Here is a 22,978-nt window from a genome sequence, read left to right as displayed (position 1 = left end):
TTGAGGGTAGTGCCGATTCAAAATTGACCAGGGTGTTCAATCACCTGCTTAACTATTAGGCAGGACAAGGAGATTATCACCATGGACATGTTAGGCAAGGTCAGGCGCATGAAGGTGCGCGATAAGTTAACGATCAGCGAGATTTCCAAGCGCACGGGTTTGGCACGTAACACGGTCAAACGCTGGTTAAGGGCGCCGGGGGATGTTGCTCCCAAGTATTTGCGTCGAAGTGACCCTACAAAGCTCAGTGCATATGAAGCCACCTTGGTGATGGCGCTCAAAGCTGATGCCCATCGTCACAAGGACGGCAGGCGCACGGCACGTGCGCTGTTTGTACAAATCACGGCTCAAGGGTATCGGTGTGGCTACAGCGCTGTCACGGACTTCATTCGAGCCTGGCGCAGTGATTCGGGCAAAGCCACCAAAGCGTTCGTGCCTTTGGTGTTTGAGGACGGCGAGGCCTTTCAGTTTGACTGGAGCGAAGAAGGCATGTTGGTGGGAGGGGTGTTTCACAAGGTGCAGGCTGCGCACTTGAAGCTTTGTGCAAGCCGCGCCTTCTGGCTGGTGGCCTATCCCACGCAAAGCCACGAGATGCTGTTTGATGCACACACCCGGTCATTTGCCGCGCTGGGTGGCGTGCCGCACCGCGGCATTTACGACAACATGAAGACGGCGGTGGATGAAGTTCTCAAAGGCAAAGGGCGAGTCGTCAATGCGCGATTTAAGGCGATGTGCAGCCATTATTTGTTTGATCCGGACTTTTGTAATGTGGCCTCGGGCTGGGAGAAGGGTCGGGTTGAGAAGAATGTGCAGGACTCGCGCAGACGCATTTGGATAGAGGCACGCGAGAGGCGCTTTGGCTCCTTTGTAGAGCTGAATGTATGGCTGGCCCAGAGGTGTCGTGCGATCTGGGCTGAGACGGCGCACCCGGAGCATGCGCAGTTCACGATTGCGGACATGTTGGAGATTGAGCGCGAGCATTTGATGGCCATGCCCGAGGCGTTTGACGGTTATGTAGAAAGATCTTCAAGAGTCAGCAGCACATGCTTGGTGACGGTGGCGAGAAACCGCTACTCGGTGCCGTGTGAGTGGGCGGGCAAGCGGGTGAGCACAAGGCTGTACCCCACGCAGTTGGTGGTGGTGGTCGGGGATGCGGTGGTTGCGCGCCATGACAGATTGACCAATAAGGGGCAAACCGCTTACGACTGGCAGCACTACATTGGGTTGGTGGAGCGCAAGCCCGGAGCGCTGAGAAACGGGGCACCGTTTCTGGATATGCCCGATGAGCTATTGCAGCTGCGCCGCTCATTGATGCGCTATCCCGGTGGAGACCGGGTGGTGGCTGATGTGCTGGCTGCGGTACCCCATGCGGGTATTGATGCGGTGCTGGTGGCGGTGGCGATTGCCCTGGAGGATGTAACTCCCAGCGGTCAAGTCAGCGTGGAGCACATCCAGAACGTGCTGGCCCGCTTGCGAAGTCCGCCCACACCAGAGCTGGCACAAACGGATCTGCAATTGCTTGAAGCGCCCCGTGCGGACACGGCGCGGTACGACCAGTTAAGGGATCTTGAGCAGCAAACTGGGGAGCTCCTCCATGGACGTTGATATCAAAACCAGTTTGAAATCGTTGCGCTTGCATGGCATGGCCACGGCCTGGGAGGAGTTGACTGAGGGTGGGGAAACCGGCCGGGTGCAGAGCTCCCAGTGGTTAATTGAGCATTTGCTACAGGCTGAGGACACCAATCGCGAGATGCGCTCCATCTCACACCAGATGAAGTCAGCGCGCTTTCCTTTGCACCGGGACTTGGCTGGCTTTGACTTTGCGGCCTCGCCCGTGGACAAGGCGTTAATTCAAAAGCTATCTGATTTGTCCTTTACCCAGGAGGCGCACAACGTGGTGCTTATTGGTCGGCCTGGCACGGGCAAGACGCATCTGGCCACGGCGTTGAGTGTGTCTGGTGTTACCCGGCACAGCAAGAAGGTGCGGTTCTACTCGACGGTGGATCTGGTCAATGCGCTGGAGCACGAAAAGCTGTTGAACAAGTCAGGGCGCATTGCCCAGAGTTTGGCGCGTCTGGATTTGGTGGTGCTCGATGAGTTGGGCTACCTTCCGTTCAGCCAGGCTGGGGGTGCACTGCTGTTTCATCTGCTGTCCAAACTGTACGAGCACACCAGTGTGTTGATTACGACAAACCTGACGTTTGCTGAATGGTCCAGCGTGTTTGGAGATGCCAAGATGACAACGGCATTCCTCGACCGCTTAACCCACCACTGTCATATCGTCGAAACGGGCAATGAGTCTTACCGGTTCCTGCACAGCTCTAGGAAGGCCAAAAGCCAAATCAAGGCCAGGGAACAAAGCCGTAAAGGAGGTATTAAGGAAGAAGAAATTCAACTGCCGACACAAGAGCCGTTCTGATCAGGGAGGCGCTACGGGCTACGCCCTGCGCGCTGTAAATGCAGATCAAAAAAGAAAGGAAGCGAACATATCGGTATAGTTATACACAGCTGGTAGCAATCAAACCAGCAAAAGCCCCTGGTCAAGATTCAATCGGCACAGGTGGTCAAAATTCAATCGGCGCCAACAATTTCGGCAAGTACGGGGATTTTTCATATGGCGTTTACATCCTTCACTTTCCCATAATCCAGGTCTTTCTCCAGATGGGCTGGTTCGGGGAGAGCCCTTGGTACTTTCTGAATGCCGTAATTCTCGCAGTAAGCGTGAGTGCAGTCGCGATGTGGCACCTAGTTGAAAAGCGTTACCTGCTTCGGCAGAGTCACTACATCATCACAACTTCGCCGTTCAGCAAGATCGCCGCCTAGGCGTGGTCAACCTGCGTCAGCCGCAGGATCTCAGGGAAAATGGGCAAGCAGCCCGTCGCTTACAGCAATAGCTCGAGCACATGCATGGTTGCAAGCCGCTCACCAGATCGTCTCTATTTTCGAGCAACCACCAGAGTAATACGTGCGTATCGAGAAGGAGCCTCACTTATACCAAGCCGCAAGCTCTTCGTCTGGCAGTGGCTCAAAAAACTCCTTCCCCAGCTTGAATTTTCCCTTGAGAAGTCCAGGGGTGCGCCGCGCGGGTGGCTCAAGCGGCACTAGCCTCGCGCATGGTTTTCCGGCCTTCGCCAGGATAATTTCCTCGCCCTTGCACACACGCTCGACCAGTTGGGAAAGATGGGTTTTTGCCTCGCGAACGTTGACAACGTCGGACATGGACACCCCATCTTGTGGACTAAGTTAGAAGGCTAGGCCAATTAGCCACGAGGATCAAGGTTAGCCCGCATTACGCGCAACTCTTCAATGCGCCCACGATGCGTTCTTGGACTTCGCCGCCAAGATCCGCGTGCATGGGCAAACTGATGACCTGGCTGGCCAACTGCTCGGAGACTGGAAAGCGTGCGCCTTTCGCCCACTGTGCATAGGCGGGTTGGCGGTGCAACGGGACAGGATAGTGAACGGCCGTTGGTATTCCAGCGACTTTCAGCGCCGCTTCGAGTTTGTCGCGGTCCTGAACTTTGATGGTGTATTGCGCGTAGGCGCTGGTGCGGTCCGGGCGAAGTTTGAACATCTCGATAGCGGGCGCGGCGTTGGCGAAGCCTTTTCGATAACGCTGGGCAACGAGGGCGCGCTGATCGAGCTCCCACTCGAATCGCTCTAACTTACCCAGCACGACCGCGCATTGGATCGTGTCCATGCGCCCCCCGATGCCGACGCGCGTGTGGTAGTAGCGTTTTTCCTGTCCATGAACGCGGATTTCGCGCATGGCTTTGGCCATGTCGTCGTCGTTGGTGAAGATCGCGCCGCCATCTCCATAACACCCTAGCGGTTTACTCGGGAAGAAACTGGTGCAGCCGATGGCGGATAGGTTGCAGCTTTTCCTTCCCTTGTAGGTTGCACCGAAGCTCTGGGCGGCGTCCTCGATGACAGGCAAGCTGTGGCGCGCGGCGATGGCGTTGATCTCGTCCATGTCCGCGGGTTGCCCGTAAAGCGCCACGGGCATGATGACGCGGGTGCGCGGCGTGATAGCGGCTTCGATCTGCCTGGGGTCGATGTTGGCGGTGTCCGGCTGGACATCGACGAACACGGGTTTTGCGCCCGCCAGCACAATGACTTCGGCGGTGGCAACGAAGGTGAAGGGCGTGGTGATGACTTCGTCGCCCGGCCCTATGTCCAGCGCCATTAATGAAATGAGCAGAGCGTCCGTGCCACTCGCGCAGGTGATGCAGTTCTTGGCGCCAGTGTAGGCCGCGAGCTTTTCCTCCAGCTCGGATACCTCGGGGCCCATGATGTACTGCCCGTGATCGAGGACACGCTGAATACGCGCGTCGATGGAGGTCTTGAGCGCGGCGTATTGGGTCTTGAGGTCGATGAAATCCATGATTAGTGCAATGTAAGTGCGGCGGCTTTCTCGCCAAGCGCCCGCGAGGTAGTCCATTTCCCGCCGAAGATTGTAACGAGGCGATCCGTCCGTTCCAGCACGTATTCTCGGGTTGCCCGGGTTGGGTTTGCGTGAGACCTAAGTAGAGGCCTCAGGCCGGCGAAAGTGGTCTGGATGTCTTCGGCTGTGATCGCGGGTTCGAGATACGTGTTGTGCAATTCGATGAGGGCATTTTGCTCTTCCCCGGAACAACGGATGGAGTCGTCCAATGTCTGCCTAGCTTCCGTGGTTCCAATCAATGTGCGGCCTTGGTACGGCAGGACGAAGAAGATTCGCGGGCTGCCGGGCGCCTCGAGCAAGATGCCTTGCCTCAGCGGGCGGTCCAACAGTAAGTGGCTGCCCCGCACCAAGTCTAGTTCGTAGCGCGACGCGATGCCGCTGTCTCTTAGAAGTTTCCCCGCCCAAGGTCCCGCCGCGTTGACGATTCTGTCATAGCGGTGGGTCTTGCCGCCCGCCGTGGTGAGCTCGCCATGGGCCGTGATGCTGTTAACGGGATGATGCTCGCGGCACTCGGCACCTTTTGCCTTGGCCTGTTCGGCAGCCCAGCAACCCAGCGCCCGGTCATCCATCTGGCCGTCGAAGAAAGCGTAGGCCCCTAGAAGCCCGTCTCGCCGAATTCCTGGCACCCGGCTTTGCATCTGCGTAGGATCTAGCCAGCGCGTCGTGCCGAGGCGGCGCTGGCCGCACAGCCAGTCGTACACCGCCAAGCCAAGGCGCATGATCCACTTTCCTCGGCGTGAAGACGTGTACACCGGCATCAGTATCTCGATGGGCCGGGCAAGGTGGGGGGCTTGCTGAATCCACCACGTCCTTTCTCGCAAGGCTTCCCGCACCAAACCGAAATGTCCCTGCTCCAGGTAACGAATACCGCCATGCAAGAGTTTGGTGGAAGCGGAACTGGTCGCGCCCATGAGTTCGCCGCGCTCGAACACGGTGACCTCGCATCCTAGGTTGGCCAGCGCCCAAGCCGACATCACACCGTTGATTCCGCCGCCAACCACAGCCACCCTCATGGATGGGTTCGGGCCGGTCCCGGTGGAGGAGGAAAGTCCGCGCCAGCGGTCTGGGTCAAGTTCGCTATGATGCTGTTGTAATACAAAACATTGAGCGGGGATCTTATCATGCGGGCCCGCCCCCGATGCCATGGGCATGTTTCTCGCACGACCCGGTGTTTCAGACCCAATCGCCTCGAACCATAAAGGCTTACATGCTTATTCCAGTCATTCTCTCTGGTGGCAGTGGTACGCGGCTCTGGCCGGTATCGCGCGAGGCCTATCCGAAACCCTTCATCAAACTGCAAGATGGTTTGAGCCTGCTGCAAAAACCGTCCGGCGTCTATCCGGGGTGGCTGGTGTCAGCGATATCCTGACGGTCACCAACCACGAGCATTTTTTCATCGCGCGGGACGAATACAAGGGCGCGGAATTCCCCGCAAGACACTTCTATGTTCTGGGGCCCTGTGCGCGCAACACCGCTCCCGCCCTTGCCGTTGGTGCTCTATGCGCGCAAGAGCGTTATGGCGAGGATGTGGTGCTTCTCATCCTCCCTGCGAATCACCTAGTGCATGACACGGCGGCCTTCGCCGCAGCGGTGGGCCAAGCTCAAACGCTGGCTTCCGAGGGATACTTGGTAACTTTCGGCATTCCGCCGACCCGTCCGGACACTGGATTCGGCTATATCGAGCGTGGCCGTGCCCTCGAAGGTGGCGCCGGCTGGGAAGCTGCCCGGTTCACCGAGAAGCCCGATGAAACCACCGCGCGCGACATGTTGGCTTCGGGCAAGTATCTATGGAATTCCGGCATGTTCTGCTTTCGTGCCAGCCTATTTCTTGAGGAGCTTGGTCTATCCGCACCTGAAGTCCTGGCGGGCGCGCAAGCCTGTTGGGCTGCTGCTCAGCCGAAAGGCGATCACGTCAAGCTCGATGCGGAATTGTTCGCGAAAATGACCGACATCTCCGTGGACTATGCGGTCATGGAAAAATCTCGGCGCGTCGCTCTGGTCCCGGCGGAATTCGATTGGAGTGATGTCGGATCCTGGGCCGCCATCATGGACCTCACCGCACCCGACGCTTCCGGTAACCGGGTTCAAGGCCCGGCTCTGATGGTGAATAGCCGCAATTGCTACGTGCAAAGCGCCGAGCGCATGGTGGCGGCGGTAGGGGTGCAGAACCTGATGATCGTCGATACGCCAGACGCTTTACTGGTTGTGCATGAAGATCACGTGCATGATGTGAAGAAGGCCGCGCAGCAGTTAAAATTCGCCAGGCACGAGAGCTACAGGCTGCACAAGACTGTGCCCCGTCCCTGTAGCAGCTACACCGTACTGGAAGAGGGGGAGGGCTTCAAGATGAAGCGCATCGTGGTGAAACCGGGCGCCTCCCTCAGCCTGCAAATGCATTACCACCGCAGCGAACACTGGATCGTGGTCTCCGGGACCGCGAAAGTGATCAATGGCGACAAGGATCTATTGGTTCGCACGAACGAATCGACTTACATCCCCGCCGGCAATAAACACCGCTTGGAAAACCCAGGGCGGGTCGATCTGGTGATGATCGAGGTGCAAAGCGCGAACTACCTGGAAGAGGACGACATTGTCCGCTTCGAAGACCTTTACCGCCGTGAAGGGTGAAGCGCGAAGGGTGAAGGGTGAAGCGCTAGTGGCGAAGTTGGGCATCACCGGGACATCTGATGCTTTCGAATTCCAAGCAGTAGCGAGCGCACCCGGGCCACTCGTGGCAACAATTCGTCCGCGTTTCCCTACTTCAGCCTAGTTGCGATAATTTGCTGGGTTTCGAGTTCCGCCAAGGAACCTAAGGCGATCCCCAGAAAATTGGCGAACTCGCGGCTCGAACGCCGTGCGGCTCCCTCAGCCAAATTGCTGGGCACCGATGCGGCGGCGCGGCGCATCTGCGAGCTCAATCCGTAGCGCTCCTCCGCCGGGAAATTCTGGGTAGGCCGGTATATATCCTCGAATAGGCTCATGGCTTCCCGCCATGCGTCGAGATCTTTATGGCCCATTGATACTCGCACCTTCCGGGCTTCGCCTTTCACGCTTCACGTCTCACCACGCTTCCCCCTTCACGTCTCACGTCTACAGCCTCCAATGCCGTGCGCCCAGCGCTTCGACCTTGGCCGGATCAAAAGCTGATTTGACGTCGACGAAACAGCCGCCCTTTTTCATCTTGCCTACCAGCGTCTCGATGGGTTGCTGCTTGTACCAGCGGCGGGAAACGGCGGCGACGATGGCGTCGGCCTGGGGCAGATCTTCCCATTGGGTGAGGTGTACTCCGTACTCTTCGTGGGCCTCGTCGGATTCGGCGATGGGATCATGAATCGAGACCTGGATACCATAGGTTTGAAGTTCGCGCACCACGTCGATCACCTTGGAATTGCGTAGATCGGGCACGTCTTCCTTGAAGGTCAATCCCAGCACGGTGATCTTCGCGCCCTTGACCGAGCTGCCGGTGCTGATCATTTGCTTGACGGTCTGCTCCGCGATGAACTTGCCCATGCCGTCGTTGATACGGCGTCCCGCAAGGATGACCTCCGGGTGATAGCCCAGCATCTCGGCCTTATGGGTGAGGTAGTAGGGATCGACGCCGATGCAATGGCCTCCGACAAGCCCTGGGCGGAATGGCAGGAAGTTCCACTTCGTTCCCGCCGCCTGTAGAACCTCCAGGGTATCGATACCGATCTTCTGGAAGATGATGGAAAGTTCGTTCATCAAGGCGATGTTCAGATCGCGCTGCGTGTTCTCGACCACCTTGGCGGCCTCGGCAACTTTGATGTAACTGGCTCTGTATACCCCGGCCGTCACCACCGTACTGTAGAGTTTCGCCGCCTTTTCCAGCGTCTCCGGACTATCGCCTGAAACCACCTTGGTGATGCGCGTCAGCGTGTGCTCTTTGTCGCCGGGGTTGATGCGCTCAGGTGAGTACCCGACGAAAAAGTCTTTCTTCCATTTCTTTCCGGATACCCGTTCGATTTCCGGAACACAGACCTCCTCGGTAGCGCCAGGGTACACGGTGGACTCGAACACGATGGTAGCGCCGGGGCATAGGTTTTGCCCCACCGTCCTGCTGGCCGAGACGAGCGGCGTGAGATCTGGCTGGCGGGCAGCATCGATGGGTGTTGGCACCGCGACGATGACCAAATTCGCCTTCCTAAGCTCCCGGGCATCGGTCGTCACCACCAGATGCTTGGCTTGAACGAAGGCTTCTTTTTCCACCTCGCCCGTGGGATCGTAGCCCTTCTTGTAGGCGGCAATTTTGCGCTCGGAAAGATCGAACCCGATGGTGGGCAGCTTCTTACCGAACTCGATGGCGAGCGGCAGACCCACATAACCCAAACCTACCACAGCGACTTGATCAGCCATGCTTACTCCTGTCTTGAATTTTGTAGTAATCGCGATACCACTGCGCGAAGCGGTGCAATCCCGTTTCCAGCGAAGTATCGGGGGCAAATCCAACGGCCTGGCGCAAATCCTCCACGTCTGCATAGGTGGAAGGCACATCGCCTGGCTGCATGGGCAAGAATTCCTTGCGCGCCGGTTTCCCAAGCACTTGTTCAAGGATTTCGATAAATCTAAGTAACGGCTCCGGCCGGTGGTTTCCGATGTTGTACAAACGGTAAGGCGCGGCTCCTTGCGTGGGCGGAATGGCGTTCATGACTCGCACCACGCCTTCGACGATGTCGTCCACGTAGGTGAAGTCCCGTTCCATATTCCCGTGGTTGAAGACCTTAATGGGCTCGCCCGCCAGGATGGCGCGAGTGAACAAAAATGCCGACATGTCCGGCCGGCCCCAAGGGCCGTAGACGGTGAAGAAGCGCAACCCCGTGGAGGGAATCCCGTAGAGGTGGCTGTAGGTATGCGCCATGAGCTCATTGGCTTTCTTTGTTGCCGCGTAGAGGCTAATGGGATTATCGGTGCGGTCCGATACGCTGAAGGGTAGTTTTCGATTTCCGCCGTACACGCTGGAGCTGCTGGCGTAGATCAAATGCCCTGGGGGATGCGTGCGGCATGCCTCCAGCAAATTGGCGAAGGCCACGATATTCGAATTGATGTAGGCGTGCGGGTGGGTGAGGGAATAGCGCACACCGGCTTGGGCGGCGAGATGGATTACACGGTCAAAGTTGCCCGTGCTAAACAGCTTATCCACGGCGCCCCTATCGGCGAGATCGAATCGGTGAAACTCGAAGGCCTTGGAAATAGACAGCCGCTCAAGGCGCGCAAGTTTCAAATTGGGATCGTAGTAATCGTTGATGTTATCCACACCTACGACGTTCACTCCATCGTCCAGTAGGCGGCGGGAAAGGTGCATTCCGATGAATCCGGCGCAGCCCGTAACCAACACTCTCATCGCGGAGCCTTAACGGCGTTGTCCTGGTTGCGTGGCATGGGCGTAGAAATGGAAGTGGTGCAAGTGCGCCGGAGAGAGCAAGATATGCGCCGCGAACCGCCACATTTTGGCGGCGGGCTCATAGTCCGTAGAATGATGTCATGCCTCGCATCCTTTTGGTCAAAACCTCCTCTCTCGGCGACGTCGTTCACAACTACCCCGTGGTCACGGATATTCACCGGTGGATTCCCGGCGCCGATGTTCATTGGGCGGTCGAAGAAAATTTCCGTCTATTGCCTGCGCTCCACCCAGGGGTAGCCCGGGTATTCCCCGTGGCCTTGCGACGATGGCGAAAAAGCCTGCTTCAGGCGGCCTGCAGGCGGGAAATCTCGCAAATGCGCGATGCTATCCAAGCGCAATCTTACGACGTCGTCATCGACACGCAAGGATTGCTGAAAAGCGCTCTCGTGTGCGCCCTGGCCCACGGTCGTAAGGTGGGATTCGACTGGAAAAGCGCGCGCGAACCCTTGGGACTTTTCTATCACGAAACCCATCGCGTTGCGCGGTCTGTGCATGCGGTGGAGAGAAATCGCGCATTGGCCGCCAAGGCGCTTGGCTATCGTCCCGAAGGCTCGGCCGAATTCGGAGTTCGTGCCGATGCCAAGCTCATTGACCATGACGACTGGTATCTCGGCCTACGTGGCCGCCACTATTGCGTGTTTCTGCACTCGACCAGCGCCGACTCCAAGCTCTGGCCCGAGCACCAATGGTCGAAGCTCGGTGCCTACGTCGCGGGGAAGGGCTTGCAAGTCGTATTACCCTGGGCAAGTAATGCGGAGCACGAACGCAGCACAAGGCTGGCCCAATTGATTCCGCGAGCCGTGGTGCCTCCCCATCTGCCCTTGGACAAGATGGCGGCGTTACTCGGGGGCGCCAGTCTCGCAGCCGGGGTCGATACGGGATTGACCCACTTGGCGGCCGCGCTTGGCACGCCCACGTTGGGCATCTATTGCGCGACGAGCCCCCGCGCCACAGGCGTATACGGTTCTCGCCATGTGCTCAATATCGGCACGGGAAAAGCCGCGCCGGCATTGGGAGAGGTGTTGGATGGGCTAGCACGGGTGCCGATGCCATCTTGATCCGGTTCCTCTATCGCCTGCTGGTTTGGCTTGCATTGCCAGGGGCGATGCTAAGGCTCGGCTGGCGCGCGCGGCGGCAACCGGAATACCTGAGAAACCTGTCTGAACGCTTTGGCCGTTCTCGCGCCGCCGGAGGAGGCCGTCCTATTTGGATTCACGCGGTTTCCGTGGGCGAAACGCGCGCGGCCGAGCCTTTGATCCGCGCAATTCAGGCACGCCATCCTGGCGTGCCCATCTTGCTCACTTGCACCACGCCCACGGGCCGTATAAGTGGCGAACAGTTGTTCGGCGATGGCGTCCAGCAAGCGTACTTGCCCTATGACCTGCCGCACGCTGTGCATAGGTTTCTGCGCACCCACCAACCAAGGCTCTGCATCTTGATGGAAACGGAATTGTGGCCAGAGCTCATCCTTGGCTGCCGAAAGCAAGGTGTTCCGGTCTACATCGCCAACGCCCGGCTCTCGGAACGCTCCGCGCGCCGTTATGGCTACGTTTCTTCTTTTACCGCGCAAGTACTCCGTGCCACGACAACGATCGCCACGCAAGCCGAAGCGGACAGCGCCCGCTTTCAAAACCTTGGCGCGGCCAGGGTCGTCACTTGCGGCAATCTCAAATTCGACCGCGGCGCGCAACCGGGCGACTACCTGCTCGCGGAGAAACTGCGGAAGTACCTAGGCCGCAGGCCCGTGCTTCTGGTGGCGAGCACCAGGCAAGGCGAAGAAGGTTTTTTTCTTGACGCCTGGCGTGATGCCGCCCGGCGCGACGTGTTGATGGTTTTGGTGCCGCGCCATCCGCAGCGTTTCGACGAGGTGGCGAAATTGATCGAGCAGCGCGAACTACGATACCAGCGCCGCAGCCACGACGAAGAGGTGGATGCGGCAACAGAGGTCTGGCTCGGCGACAGCATGGGAGAAATGTTCGCCTACTACGCAGCCAGCGACGTGGCGGTGATTGGCGGCGGGTTTCTCGAACTGGGCGGCCAGAATCTGCTGGAAGCTTGCGCCGTGGGCAAACCCGCGATTGTGGGGCCGCACATGTTCAACTTCGCGGACGCAACGCGAGCGGCCTTGGAAGCCCGCGCGGTCATGCAAGTAGATACCGCGGGCGAAGCCATGGACGCCGCCTTGGCGCTGCTCGAAGAGCCCGCGCGGCTACGATCCATGGGGGAGGCCGGACAGGCACTAATGAAAACTCATGCAGGCGCGACGCAACGGGTCTTGGAGGCTCTAGGACTGTAACGGGCGCTCGAACATGCGGGTAGGCGTGACGATCCGGCCGACACCCACATCCAGCGGACCCGTGGGGACGTGCTCCATTATTTGCAGGTCATAGGCGGCGGCGATAAAGAAGCGCTCCCCCTGCCAGCCGCCTAGCAACTTGTCGTAGAACCCGCCGCCGTAGCCCATGCGTTCGCAAGCCGGGGTGAATGCCACCCCAGGAACCAGGACCGCGCCGATCGATCTCGTGTCCAGCACCTCCTCGCAGCGCTTGCGTAGGGGCTCGCGTATACCCCACGTGCCGGGCTCCAGATCCAGGAGAAGGTCGTTCACCCAAAAGAGTTCCAGGCAGCGTTTTTCCCGGTTGACTCGCGGGAGTACCAGCCGTTTGCCATGATCCAGAATGTGATGCAGGAACGCCCCCGTCTGTACTTCACTACCCATGGAGACGTAGGCGAGTACCGCCTGGGCTTGCTCGATTTCCTTGCAGCCGAGAAGACGCTCGGTAATCAGTTGGGAGAACAACCGGCGAGAGGATTCGGGCAGCGCGTCACGCCACCCGGCCACTTCGCGCCGAAGCGCGCGCTTGCGTTGTGCGAGCGTATCCTCCATCGATGCTGGCACCCACTAGGATTTTTGCTCTCGCAAAAGCGTATTGAGGACTTCGATGTCACGCTCCGTGAGCTTACCCACCGCCTGCTTCAACTTGAGCTGGTTGACAATGGCCGAGTAGCGCGCGCGCTGAAGATCCCTGCGCGCGCTGAAGAGCCGCTCCTGTGCATTGAGCACGTCCACCTGTGTGCGAACGCCGACTCCCTTCCCAAGCTTGGTCGCGTCGAGCGAAAGCTTATTGGAAGCCAGAGCTTGGTCCAACGCCTTGATCTCCGCCAATCCCGACACCACGCCGAGAAAAGCTTCCCTCGTACTCTGCGCAACTTGGCGGCGGGTCAATTCGTAGTCTTGCTCGGCCTTGCTGCGATTGGCGATGGCTTCGCGTACCTTGGCGCTCAGGTTCCCGCCCGTATACAACGGGTAGCCCAGTTCGACACCGACGAAAAAGGTTCTCGTGTCCGTTCCGACACCGAAGCTGATGTTATTGGTGGCGTCGTAATTCAGGCCGCTCACGGCATCCACCGTGGGGTTTCTTCCCCCGCGTGTCTTGGTGAGCTCGGCCTCCGATTGCTCAAGAACCGATTTTTGAACAAAAACTTCCCAGCTGCTCTTATAAGCCTGCTCCACCCAACGGTCTATGTCATTGGGCTCTGGCAGGCTCAAGCTGATCGGATCCACAAGTACCGATAGTCTCGCGGGCAAACGGCCGATGATCTGTTGCAGCGCACGCATCTTGACTTCGAAATCGTTCTTGGCCCTCACCTGTTGCGCGCGCACTAGGTCGGCTCGTGCCTGGGCATCGTAGGTATCCGTGATGGTGGCGTTCCCCACCTCGAAGTTACGCTTGGCCTGGGCGAGCTGCTCGGAGATGGCGGCTTCCTGCGATTTCAGATATTCCACCGTATCTTGTGCCAGCAGCACGGCGAAATAGGCCTCCGACACTCGTACCATGAGTTGCTGCCCCGAAAGCGCCAATTGAGCCTCGGCTTGCTGCAAGCCCGCTTTGCTCTGCGTATAGGTCGCGCTATTCTGCGGCCGGTAGAGCGGATGAGATGCGTTGATGCCTGCCTGCCATGAAGTGAAGCTTTGACTGTTGTTGGATATGAGAGTGGTGTTGTCCGACTTGACGTCGACATCGTTCCATTTCGTATTACCCCCCAAATTTATTTGGGGCAACAAGGTCGAACGGCCTTGAACCACTCTTTCCCTGGCCGCTTCAACTTGCGCCCGAATGCCGGCATAGGCGGGATCGGCCTTGACGGAGTCGCGGTATATTTTCAGTAAGTCGTCACCCCAGGCCAAGGGTAGGACGGCGGAAAGGACAAAAGCAAGGAGGGTCTTCCTCATTGGATCTCCAGTAAGAGGCTTCTTAGTAACGCTCAAAAAACGAATGATTCGGGTTGCGGGGCATTACGCAAGCTTGCGATATTTGTCTCGAACAATCCCGTATTGGAGAAAGCATCCGCGGACGTGCGCACAATCAATCGCGCCGTCATAATGGGCGGCTTGCCCATCACGGCGATTAAGCGCCCCCCCACGTTAAGCTGTTGTAGGAACTCGTTCGAAAGAACGGGGGCCGACCCGGTGAGAACGATCACGTCATAGGGCGCTTGGGCTTTCCATCCTCGGGCAGCGTCGCCAGTGTAGAGTGAAGCGTTGCTTATACCCGCCAAATGAAGATTACGCGCCGCCATCTGGTGCAGTTCCGGACGAATTTCCACGGAGTGCACTTTGGCGGCCAATGCCGCCAGTAACGCTGTCATATAGCCTGAACCGCTTCCAACCTCGAGGACGACACTGCCCGGCTGAACGTCCACCTCTTGTAGCAGACGCGCCTCCAGTTTTGGCGCTAGCATGACTTCGCCATGATGACCCAGGGGAATTTCCATATCCACGAAGGCAAGAGAGCGATAGCTTGGCGGCACGAAGTCTTCGCGCCTCACCTTGAACAACAAGCTCAAGATTTTTTGATCCAGCACTTCCCAGGTGCGCACCTGGCTTTCCACCATGTTAAAACGAGCTTGTTCGTAGTCCATCACCGAGGCTTTATGAGTACCCATGTTTATTCTATGGTTCCAAATTATCCCACGATTGGATATGCTTCCCTCTCACTGGAGAGACCATGATGCCAGCTAATTCTCAATTTCTTGCCGCGACGGCGCGTGCCGACGACGCAGCCTTGCAGCCTTTCCCCAAGTCCCAAAAGATTTTTGTCACCGGTTCGCGTCCCGATTTGCGGGTTCCCATGCGCGAGATCAGCCAGGAAGACACGCCCGCTTCCATGGGCAAGGAATCCAATCCACCGCTCTACGTTTACGACACTTCTGGTCCCTATACGGACCCATCGGTCAAGGTGGATATCCGCTCAGGATTGGCCGCGCTGCGAGCACCCTGGATCGCCGAGCGCGGCGACACGGAAGAGCTCGCCGCTCCTACATCGGCATTTGGCCGGCTGCGCTTGAGTGACCCCAAGCTCGCCGAGTTACGCTTCAATTTGAAGCGGCATCCGAAGCGCGCTATGCCAGACCGTAACGTGACGCAGATGCATTACGCAAGAACGGGGGTGATCACTCAGGAGATGGAGTTCATCGCCCTGCGGGAAAACCAGCGCCTGGACCTTTACTCCGGGCTTATTGGGAAGCAACACCCAGGGGAAAGTTTTGGTGCCAACCTGCCCCGGCAGATCACACCTGAGTTCGTGCGCAGCGAAGTGGCCCGCGGCCGGGCCATCATTCCGGCCAACATCAACCACCCAGAGAGCGAGCCGATGATCATCGGCCGCAACTTCCTGGTGAAAATCAACGCCAATATCGGCAATTCCGCGTTAGGCTCCTCCATCGGCGAGGAGGTGGAGAAAATGACCTGGGCGATCCGCTGGGGCGGCGATACGGTGATGGACCTCTCCACTGGAAAGCACATCCACGAAACCCGCGAGTGGATCATCCGTAATGCGCCCGTCCCCATCGGCACCGTGCCTATTTACCAGGCCCTGGAGAAAGTGGACGGCAAGGCCGAGGAACTCACCTGGGAAATTTTCCGCGATACGCTCGTGGAACAAGCCGAACAAGGGGTGGACTACTTCACCATCCACGCCGGCGTGCGCCTGCCCTACATACCCATGACCGCTAAACGCATGACGGGCATCGTCTCGCGCGGCGGCTCCATCATGGCTAAGTGGTGCCTGGCCCACCATAAGGAGAGTTTTCTTTATACGCATTTCGAGGACATCTGCGAGATCATGAAGGCCTACGACGTCAGCTTCTCGCTGGGTGACGGGCTAAGGCCCGGGTCCATCTATGATGCCAATGACGAGGCTCAGCTCTCGGAATTGAAAACCCTGGGAGAACTCACCCAGGTGGCATGGAAGCACGATTGCCAGGTGATGATCGAAGGGCCCGGCCATGTGCCCATGCACATGATCAAGGAGAACATGGATCTCCAGCTCAAGTACTGCCACGAAGCCCCGTTCTACACCTTGGGCCCGCTCACCACGGACATTGCCCCGGGTTACGACCACATCACCAGCGCCATTGGCGCGGCGATGATCGGGTGGTACGGCACGGCCATGTTGTGCTATGTCACGCCCAAGGAGCACCTGGGCTTGCCCAACAAGAAGGACGTCAAGGATGGCATCATGGCCTACAAGATTGCCGCCCACGCCGCCGACCTGGCCAAAGGCCACCCAGGCGCCCAGATTCGCGACAACGCGCTGTCCAAGGCGCGCTTCGAATTTCGCTGGGAAGATCAGTTCAACTTGGGGCTCGATCCGGACACGGCGAAGGATTTCCATGACGAGACGCTTCCCCAGCACGGCGCCAAGCTCGCTCACTTCTGCTCCATGTGCGGCCCCCACTTTTGTTCCATGAAGATCACCCAGGACGTGCGGGACTACGCGGAGAAGCAAGGCATCAGCGATAAGGAAGCACTAACAGCCGGTATGCGAGAAAAGGCGGTGGAGTTTGTCAAGAGCGGGGCTGAGATATACCGAAAGGCCTAACTCTGCCGTAAATACGTAGTCCTCAGCTCCGGCACAGACCCATCCTTCGTGGATTTTCTTATCCTATTCAAAGCGCTCGTCCTCGGTATTGTTGAAGGGCTCACGGAATTTCTACCCGTCTCCAGTACGGGCCATTTGATCTTGGCCGGGGCGTTGCTGGACTTCAACGACGCCAAGGGCAAAGTCTTTGAGCTGGCGATTCAAACGGGCGCCATGCTCGCGGTGGTTTGGGAATACAGAGCACGCTTTGCAACGGTGCTAAGGGGTCTTACCTCGCGGCCAGCCGCCCAGCGCTTTGCGCTGAATGTTCTCGTCGCTTTCATACCGGCGGGGGTCCTGGGGCTCCTGCTGGGAAAGATCATCAAGGGGTATTTATTCGCTCCCGTGCCGGTAGCCATCGCGTTCATCGCCGGCGCTTTCATCATCCTGTGGGTGGAAGGCAAGAATCGCGCGATACGAATCGATACCGTGGACCACATGACGTGGGTGGACGCCCTGAAGGTGGGTTTCGCCCAATGCTTCGCCCTTATTCCCGGAACATCGCGATCCGGCGCAACCATCATCGGCGGCATGTTGTTTGGGCTGTCGCGCCGAGCCGCGACGGAGTTTTCGTTCTTCCTGGCGGTGCCGACCTTGATCGCGGCTGGTGCCTACGATCTCTATAAGCACCAGGATATTCTCCACATAAGCGATCTTCCGATGTTTGCAGTAGGCCTCATTTCCTCCTTTCTGTCCGCCTACCTCTGCATACGCTGGCTCATCCGGTACGTGGCGAACCACGACTTCAAACCCTTTGCCTGGTACCGGATCGCCTTCGGAATCGCCGTGTTAGTAAGTGCATATACTGGATGGGTGGACTGGGGCCCACACTAAGTTGGACAAACAGTTAGCGCCCACTCACGGCATCTAAGACTGTATCCAGGGCAGTCCCGCGAAGCGCCATCCCCCTACCGAATTCCGGTGTCCCTGGTGATCCTTATCGCCCTCGAATCCCTCCAAGACATTGAAGCACTCCACGTAACCCGCGCTTTTGGCGGCGGCAGCGGCGGCATGCGAGCGGGCGCCACTACGGCAGATGAATAAGGCGGCCGAGGTTTTGGGTACCGCTTGTTGAAGTTGCTCCAGAAACCGGGGATTGGAGACGCCTCCAGGATAGGTCTGCCACTCGATCTGGATGCTACCTGGTATGCGGCCAACGTAATCGCACTCCGCGCGGGTGCGCACATCGATAAGCACCGCATCCTCCCGCTCCTGTAGTAACTCGAACGCCTCCGAGGGCAATAGCGCGCCCTCGTACGTAAGGTTGTGTTCTTCAGCCCTTTGACGCGACCGCTTGAGAATCTCCTCGATTGTTGCCATACCGCACCCCCTCCTTATTTCTTCCTGCGATGCTAATCCCCTCTGCTCCCGAGCGGAACTGGGATTGCACGAATATCCCCGCCGCACCATAATGGACTGGCTCCATATCCGGACGCACCAATCAAGCGCGCACTAAGCGAGGCAAGCGATAATAACTACATGATTTATATCGCTATCATGCCGACTCATCGGTCGGCATGATACCTGCGCCACAATGGCCCGTTTTCCTGCTTCGAGCACGCTATCACAACAACCGGGAGATTCATGAAATGACTACGGCGGCAGATGTACTCAATATGATCAAAGACAACGAAGTGAAGTTCGTTGACTTTCGTTTTACCGATACCCGCGGGAAGGAACAACACGTGTCCGTACCCGTTAAGGCCTTCGGAATGGAGAAGTTCGAAGACGGTCACGCCTTCGATGGCTCCTCCATCGCGGGGTGGAAGGGAATACAGGCTTCCGACATGCTGCTCATGCCCGATCCCAGTAGCGTCCGCATGGATCCGTTCACCGATGAGCCAACTTTGGTGCTGTCCTGCGATGTTCTGGAACCCGCCGACGGCAAGCCCTATGACCGCGATCCGCGGTCCATCGGCAAGAAAGCTGAAGCCTATTTGAAGGCCACCGGCCTGGGCGACACTGCCTACTTTGGCCCCGAGCCCGAGTTTTTTGTTTTCGATTCCGTACGTTGGGGCGTGGACATGTCCGGCTGCTTCGTCAAGGTGATCTCCGAAGAAGCGCCCTGGATGACGGGCGAAGAGATCGAAGGCGGGAACAAGGGCCACCGCCCTCCGGTCAAGGGCGGGTATTTCCCCGTGGCACCCGTGGACTCCCTGCAAGACATCCGCTCCGCCATGTGCATGGCGTTGGAAGAGCAAGGCGTGGAAGTCGAAGTGCATCATCACGAAGTGGCGGCCCCTGGGCAATGCGAGATCGGCACCAAGTACGCACCTCTGGTCCAGCGCGCCGACTGGATGCAAATCTTGAAGTACACCGTCCAAATGGTGGCTCACTCCTATGGCAAGACCGCCACCTTCATGCCCAAGCCCATCGTCGGCGACAACGGCTCGGGGATGCACGTTCACCAATCCATCTGGAAGGGCGGGCAGAACCTGTTCGCGGGTAACGGCTACTCGGGGCTCTCCGAGTTCGCGCTGTACTACATCGGGGGAATCATCAAGCATGCGCGCGCACTAAACGCCATCACGAACCCCGGCACGAACTCCTACAAGCGTTTGGTTCCCGGTTTCGAGGCCCCCATTAACTTGGCTTATTCGGCTCGCAACCGCTCAGCCTCCATCCGCATTCCCTTCGTGTCCAGTCCCAAGGCGCGACGCATCGAAGTTCGGTTCCCCGACCCAACCGCCAATCCTTACCTCGCGTTTGCCGCGATGATGATGGCGGGCCTGGATGGCGTTCAAAACAAGATCCACCCCGGTGACCCCATCGACAAGAACCTCTACGACTTGCCGCCGGAGGAAGCCAAGAAGGTTCCCAACGTGTGCTCGTCTCTGGACATGGCATTGGATTATCTGGATCGCGACCGCGAGTTCTTGACCCGCGGCGGCGTATTCACCAACGAAATGATCGATGCCTACATAGCCCTCAAGATGGAGGAGGTTACGCGTTTTCGCATGACCACGCACCCCGTCGAGTTCGACATGTATTACAGCCTATAAACGCGCCAAGGAGCGAGGCCCAGGGCCTCGCTCCTTCGAGGCTGAATTGTTGTATCCGTGAGCCCATTGAGTCGTTAATAAAGGTCTGGAACCATCCAAGGAAAGCTCATGCTCGGCGGAAAGAAATTTATCGTGACAGTGTTGTTAAGTGTTAGCTGGTCCTTCGCGCCGGCAGCGGACATTTGCAGGTACGTCGACGAGGACGGAAGAACCGTCTACTCGACGGTACCCCTCAAGAACGCGAAGAAAGTCGTGTGCTTCAAGACCGCGGCCCCGCCGCCCGCCACCGCGGAATCCCCCAAGCGCGAGGAGCGCTCGGTGGAATCCGCGCCAAAACCCAAGGTGGACAGCTCCACGCAAGCACGCCGCGACAATGACCGGCTAGGAATCTTGCAGGATGAATTAGCCCGGGAACGCCAGCTCCTGGACGAGGCGCGGCAAGCCCTCGCGGAGCAGGAGGCCGCCCGAAGCGGTGACGAGCGAAATTATCAGCGCGTACTCGACCGGCTCAAGCCCTATCAGGACAGAGTCGAGCAGCATCAACGCAATATCGATTCGCTTAATAAGGAAATCAACAACCTTCGATGAGCGCCCGCCGGCATCATCGAGCACGAGTGTAGGAGTGGCTTAGGTGTTAACGATGACTGACCGGTCCCATGCAACATTGCACGCTACCTCTCGCGCTACGTTTGCCACGGGCGGCCTGGAGGCGCTAGCCACTGCGGTGGTGGCGTTGAACGCCGAGCATCGCATCGCCTACGTCAATCCCGCCGCGGAGAATCTTTTCAAGATTAGCCAGCGCCACGTGCTCGATGTTCCTCTCGCTGACGCATTCCCGGAAAGCCCGGATCTGGAGGGCCTCGTGGAACAGGCACAGGTACGGTCCGCCAGCTTCACTTTGCATGGCCTGACCGTGACGCCGGCAGGCCAGCCGAAGGTCGAGGTGTCGTGCACGGCGTCTCCCCTGGACACCGGCGGCTTCTCCGGTTTCGTGCTGGAATTCGTCGAACTCCACCAGCAATTGCGCATGGCCCGGGACGAACGAATGCTTGACCAGTCCGAAGCCAACCGGGCGCTGCTGCGAAACCTCGCCCACGAAATCAAGAATCCCCTGGGAGGTATCCGCGGAGCAGCCCAACTTCTAGAACGCGAATTGGACCGCGCCGACCTGCACGAATACACGCAAGTCATCATGAAGGAAGCCGACCGCCTGCAAACCCTCATGGACCGGTTGCTTGCCAACCGGCGGCCTAAACCAGCCCCGATGAATATCCACGAGGCCCTGGAGCGAGTACGCAGCCTGCTGACCGCCGAGTACCCCAACGGCCTGCGTATCCGGCGCGACTACGATGTGAGTTTGCCGCCACTCATGGCGGACCAGGAGCAAATCATCCAAGCCGTCCTCAACGTTACCCGTAACGCCGCGCAGGCCTTGCACGGCAAGGGCGAGATCGTTATCCGCACTCGCGTCGCGCGGCAAGTCACCATGGCGCGCCGCCTGCACCGTATCGCCGCCATGATCCAGATCACCGACAACGGACCTGGCATCGCCAAGGACATCCAGGACAAGGTTTTTCATCCCCTATTTTCCGGGCGTGAAGATGGCACGGGCCTGGGCCTCACCATCGCGCAGAACTACATACAGCAGCACCATGGCATTATCGAAGTCGAGAGCGAACCGGGTCGCACTTGCTTTACTTTGCTGCTGCCTTTTCATGCCAGCGAACCCGTTCCCGACATCACCTTGGCAACCGCGAAACCTGCACCGGGATAGATAATCATGAAACCAGTTTGGATCGTGGACGATGATCGTTCCATCCGTTGGGTGTTCGAAAAAACCCTTCAGCGCGAGGATATCGATTTCCGGCTTTTCTCTTCCGCGCGCGAAGCGCTCAGCGCACTGGCCCAAACGCAGCCTCAAGTGATCGTAAGCGACATCCGAATGCCCGGTGGCTCCGGGCTCGAACTCCTGCAAAAGGCCAAGGAGCAATATCCCGCGCTTCCCGTCATCATCATGACGGCCTACTCCGATCTGGATAGCGCGGTGGCCGCCTTTCAGGGAGGCGCCTTCGAATACCTGCCCAAGCCCTTCGATGTCGATCACGCGGTGGCCCTCATACGCCGGGCCATTGAGGAAAGCATGCGCCAGGAACACGGCGCCGATGTGAGCGATGCCGAGACCAATATTCTCGGCCAAGCGGCCAGCATGCAAGAGGTGTTTCGCGCCATCGGCAGGCTTTCGCAGTCCCACGCCACCGTATTGATCAATGGCGATTCCGGAACCGGAAAAGAACTCGTCGCGCGCGCCTTGCACGAACATAGCCCGCGCAAGGAAAAACCCTTCATCGCCATCAACACCGCCGCCATTCCCAAGGACTTACTGGAGTCCGAACTCTTCGGCCACGAGCGTGGCGCCTTCACGGGCGCGCAGAACATGCGCCGCGGGCGCTTCGAGCAAGCCGAGGGCGGCACGTTGTTCCTCGATGAAATCGGCGACATGCCCGCGGAGCTGCAAACCCGCCTCTTGCGCGTGCTCTCCGATGGGAATTTCTACCGCGTGGGGGGCCATCAGTCCATCCGCGCCAGCGTGCGAATCATCGCGGCCACGCACCAGGATCTCGAACAACGGGTACGCCAAGGGTTATTCCGCGAGGATTTGTTTCACCGCCTGAATGTGATCCGAATCCGCATCCCGGCGCTGCGTGAACGCCCCGAGGATATTCCTCTGCTGGCTCGTCACTTCCTTGCCAAGAGTGCGAAGGATATCGGCGTGGAACCCAAACGATTATCCGAAGCCGCGATGAAGTGCCTGGGCGCTCATGACTTACCGGGCAATGTTCGGCAGTTGGAAAATCTCTGTCATTGGCTGACCGTCATGGCGCCCGGGGTCAATGTGGACATTGCCGATATGCCCCCGGAATTTCGCGCAGGGCAGCGTAGTGCGCACTCGGACAACTGGGTGAGCGCGTTGGAGAAGGAGGCGGAAAGCGCATTGCACCGCGGCGAACATAATCTCATGCACGACATGACACGACAATTCGAACGCACTCTCATCCTCAAGGCACTCGCCCACACGGGCGGGCGGCGCATCGAGGCATCCCACCTCCTGGGCGTGGGACGCAACACCCTAACCCGCAAGATTCAAGATCTCGGTATTGAAGACAAGGAACCGCACCGCGAACCCGGGTAG

At 58.6% G+C, this 22,978-nt stretch carries 21 protein-coding genes and 1 pseudogene; 12 read left to right on the top strand and 10 right to left on the bottom strand.

Annotated features, from left to right (window positions below):
- The first annotated feature begins 81 nt into the window (after positions 1-81).
- The 3 genes from EXR36_00245 to EXR36_00235 are packed head-to-tail and all read left to right on the top strand — an operon-like array spanning position 82 to position 2,823.
- Positions 82-1,605 (top strand): IS21 family transposase, encoded by a 1,524-nt coding sequence (locus EXR36_00245; protein MSQ58111.1) that lies wholly within the window; start codon positions 82-84, stop codon positions 1,603-1,605.
- Positions 1,595-2,419: an AAA family ATPase gene (locus tag EXR36_00240; GenBank protein ID MSQ58110.1), complete on the top strand. Its 825-nt coding sequence runs from the start codon at positions 1,595-1,597 to the stop codon at positions 2,417-2,419. The genes EXR36_00245 and EXR36_00240 overlap by 11 nt, the downstream gene beginning before the upstream one ends.
- Before the next feature lie 38 nt (positions 2,420-2,457).
- Positions 2,458-2,823, top strand: coding sequence for a hypothetical protein (locus EXR36_00235; protein MSQ58109.1), 366 nt, complete (start codon positions 2,458-2,460; stop codon positions 2,821-2,823).
- Positions 2,824-2,985: 162 nt separating this feature from the next.
- Here the strand turns inward: EXR36_00235 and EXR36_00230 are convergent, their stop codons facing one another.
- From EXR36_00230 to EXR36_00220, 3 genes are all read right to left on the bottom strand, one after another.
- Positions 2,986-3,219, bottom strand: coding sequence for a type II toxin-antitoxin system Phd/YefM family antitoxin (locus EXR36_00230; protein MSQ58108.1), 234 nt, complete (start codon positions 3,217-3,219; stop codon positions 2,986-2,988).
- A gap of 70 nt (positions 3,220-3,289) precedes the next feature.
- The gene (locus tag EXR36_00225; protein MSQ58107.1) at positions 3,290-4,384 is read right to left on the bottom strand and encodes a DegT/DnrJ/EryC1/StrS family aminotransferase; all 1,095 of its coding nucleotides are present in this window, start codon (positions 4,382-4,384) and stop codon (positions 3,290-3,292) included.
- 2 nt (positions 4,385-4,386) lie between these two features.
- Entirely contained in the window at positions 4,387-5,457 is a 1,071-nt protein-coding gene (locus tag EXR36_00220; GenBank protein ID MSQ58106.1) for a glycerol-3-phosphate dehydrogenase/oxidase, read from the bottom strand.
- A gap of 194 nt (positions 5,458-5,651) precedes the next feature.
- Here EXR36_00220 and EXR36_00215 point away from each other — a divergent pair.
- Positions 5,652-7,072, top strand: a pseudogene (locus tag EXR36_00215) (mannose-1-phosphate guanylyltransferase/mannose-6-phosphate isomerase).
- 128 nt (positions 7,073-7,200) lie between these two features.
- Here EXR36_00215 and EXR36_00210 read toward each other — a convergent pair.
- From EXR36_00210 to EXR36_00200, 3 genes are all read right to left on the bottom strand, one after another.
- Positions 7,201-7,461: a four helix bundle protein gene (locus EXR36_00210; protein MSQ58105.1), complete on the bottom strand. Its 261-nt coding sequence runs from the start codon at positions 7,459-7,461 to the stop codon at positions 7,201-7,203.
- 73 nt (positions 7,462-7,534) lie between these two features.
- Positions 7,535-8,818: a nucleotide sugar dehydrogenase gene (locus tag EXR36_00205; protein MSQ58104.1), complete on the bottom strand. Its 1,284-nt coding sequence runs from the start codon at positions 8,816-8,818 to the stop codon at positions 7,535-7,537.
- Positions 8,811-9,803 (bottom strand): NAD-dependent epimerase, encoded by a 993-nt coding sequence (locus EXR36_00200; GenBank protein ID MSQ58103.1) that lies wholly within the window; start codon positions 9,801-9,803, stop codon positions 8,811-8,813. The genes EXR36_00205 and EXR36_00200 overlap by 8 nt, the downstream gene beginning before the upstream one ends.
- Before the next feature lie 140 nt (positions 9,804-9,943).
- Between EXR36_00200 and waaC the strand changes: the two genes are divergently transcribed.
- Both waaC and EXR36_00190 read left to right on the top strand, forming a co-directional pair.
- Complete coding sequence (waaC, locus tag EXR36_00195; GenBank protein MSQ58102.1) at positions 9,944-10,921, top strand: lipopolysaccharide heptosyltransferase I; 978 nt, start codon at positions 9,944-9,946, stop codon at positions 10,919-10,921.
- A complete protein-coding gene (locus tag EXR36_00190; protein MSQ58101.1) occupies positions 10,915-12,159 on the top strand; it encodes a 3-deoxy-D-manno-octulosonic acid transferase in 1,245 nt (414 codons plus the stop codon). The genes waaC and EXR36_00190 overlap by 7 nt, the downstream gene beginning before the upstream one ends.
- Here EXR36_00190 and EXR36_00185 read toward each other — a convergent pair.
- The 3 genes from EXR36_00185 to EXR36_00175 are packed head-to-tail and all read right to left on the bottom strand — an operon-like array spanning position 12,148 to position 14,786.
- The gene (locus EXR36_00185; GenBank protein MSQ58100.1) at positions 12,148-12,762 is read right to left on the bottom strand and encodes a 5-formyltetrahydrofolate cyclo-ligase; all 615 of its coding nucleotides are present in this window, start codon (positions 12,760-12,762) and stop codon (positions 12,148-12,150) included. The two genes, EXR36_00190 and EXR36_00185, sit on opposite strands and share 12 nt — an antisense overlap.
- Positions 12,763-12,765: 3 nt before the next feature.
- Positions 12,766-14,097, bottom strand: coding sequence for a channel protein TolC (locus EXR36_00180; protein ID MSQ58099.1), 1,332 nt, complete (start codon positions 14,095-14,097; stop codon positions 12,766-12,768).
- 32 nt (positions 14,098-14,129) lie between these two features.
- Entirely contained in the window at positions 14,130-14,786 is a 657-nt protein-coding gene (locus EXR36_00175) for a protein-L-isoaspartate O-methyltransferase (GenBank protein ID MSQ58098.1), read from the bottom strand.
- A gap of 89 nt (positions 14,787-14,875) precedes the next feature.
- Between EXR36_00175 and thiC the strand changes: the two genes are divergently transcribed.
- Both thiC and EXR36_00165 read left to right on the top strand, forming a co-directional pair.
- On the top strand, positions 14,876-16,747 hold the full coding sequence (thiC, locus tag EXR36_00170; GenBank protein MSQ58097.1) for a phosphomethylpyrimidine synthase ThiC: 1,872 nt from the start codon (positions 14,876-14,878) through the stop codon (positions 16,745-16,747).
- A 48-nt stretch (positions 16,748-16,795) separates the two neighbouring features.
- The gene (locus EXR36_00165; protein ID MSQ58096.1) at positions 16,796-17,620 is read left to right on the top strand and encodes an undecaprenyl-diphosphate phosphatase; all 825 of its coding nucleotides are present in this window, start codon (positions 16,796-16,798) and stop codon (positions 17,618-17,620) included.
- A 33-nt stretch (positions 17,621-17,653) separates the two neighbouring features.
- On the opposite strand, the gene EXR36_00160 is transcribed toward EXR36_00165, so the two are convergent.
- On the bottom strand, positions 17,654-18,106 hold the full coding sequence (locus EXR36_00160) for a rhodanese-like domain-containing protein (GenBank protein ID MSQ58095.1): 453 nt from the start codon (positions 18,104-18,106) through the stop codon (positions 17,654-17,656).
- A 269-nt stretch (positions 18,107-18,375) separates the two neighbouring features.
- Between EXR36_00160 and glnA the strand changes: the two genes are divergently transcribed.
- The 4 genes from glnA (at position 18,376) to ntrC (ending at position 22,978) form a co-directional block, all read left to right on the top strand.
- Positions 18,376-19,788 carry a type I glutamate--ammonia ligase gene (gene glnA / locus EXR36_00155; GenBank protein MSQ58094.1) on the top strand — a complete coding sequence of 471 codons (1,413 nt, stop codon included), beginning with the start codon at positions 18,376-18,378 and terminating at the stop codon, positions 19,786-19,788.
- Between the two features lie 108 nt (positions 19,789-19,896).
- Positions 19,897-20,376, top strand: coding sequence for a DUF4124 domain-containing protein (locus tag EXR36_00150; protein ID MSQ58093.1), 480 nt, complete (start codon positions 19,897-19,899; stop codon positions 20,374-20,376).
- Positions 20,377-20,428: 52 nt separating this feature from the next.
- The gene (locus tag EXR36_00145) at positions 20,429-21,562 is read left to right on the top strand and encodes a PAS domain-containing protein (GenBank protein ID MSQ58092.1); all 1,134 of its coding nucleotides are present in this window, start codon (positions 20,429-20,431) and stop codon (positions 21,560-21,562) included.
- Between the two features lie 6 nt (positions 21,563-21,568).
- Positions 21,569-22,978, top strand: a complete 1,410-nt coding sequence (gene ntrC / locus EXR36_00140) for a nitrogen regulation protein NR(I) (protein ID MSQ58091.1) — start codon at positions 21,569-21,571, stop codon at positions 22,976-22,978.

It is taken from the genome of Betaproteobacteria bacterium (assembly GCA_009693245.1).
Taxonomy (GTDB): domain Bacteria; phylum Pseudomonadota; class Gammaproteobacteria; order Burkholderiales; family SHXO01; genus SHXO01.
The sequence above is the reverse complement of the archived record's forward strand: the minus strand, read 5'-3'. Positions and strand labels throughout refer to the sequence as shown.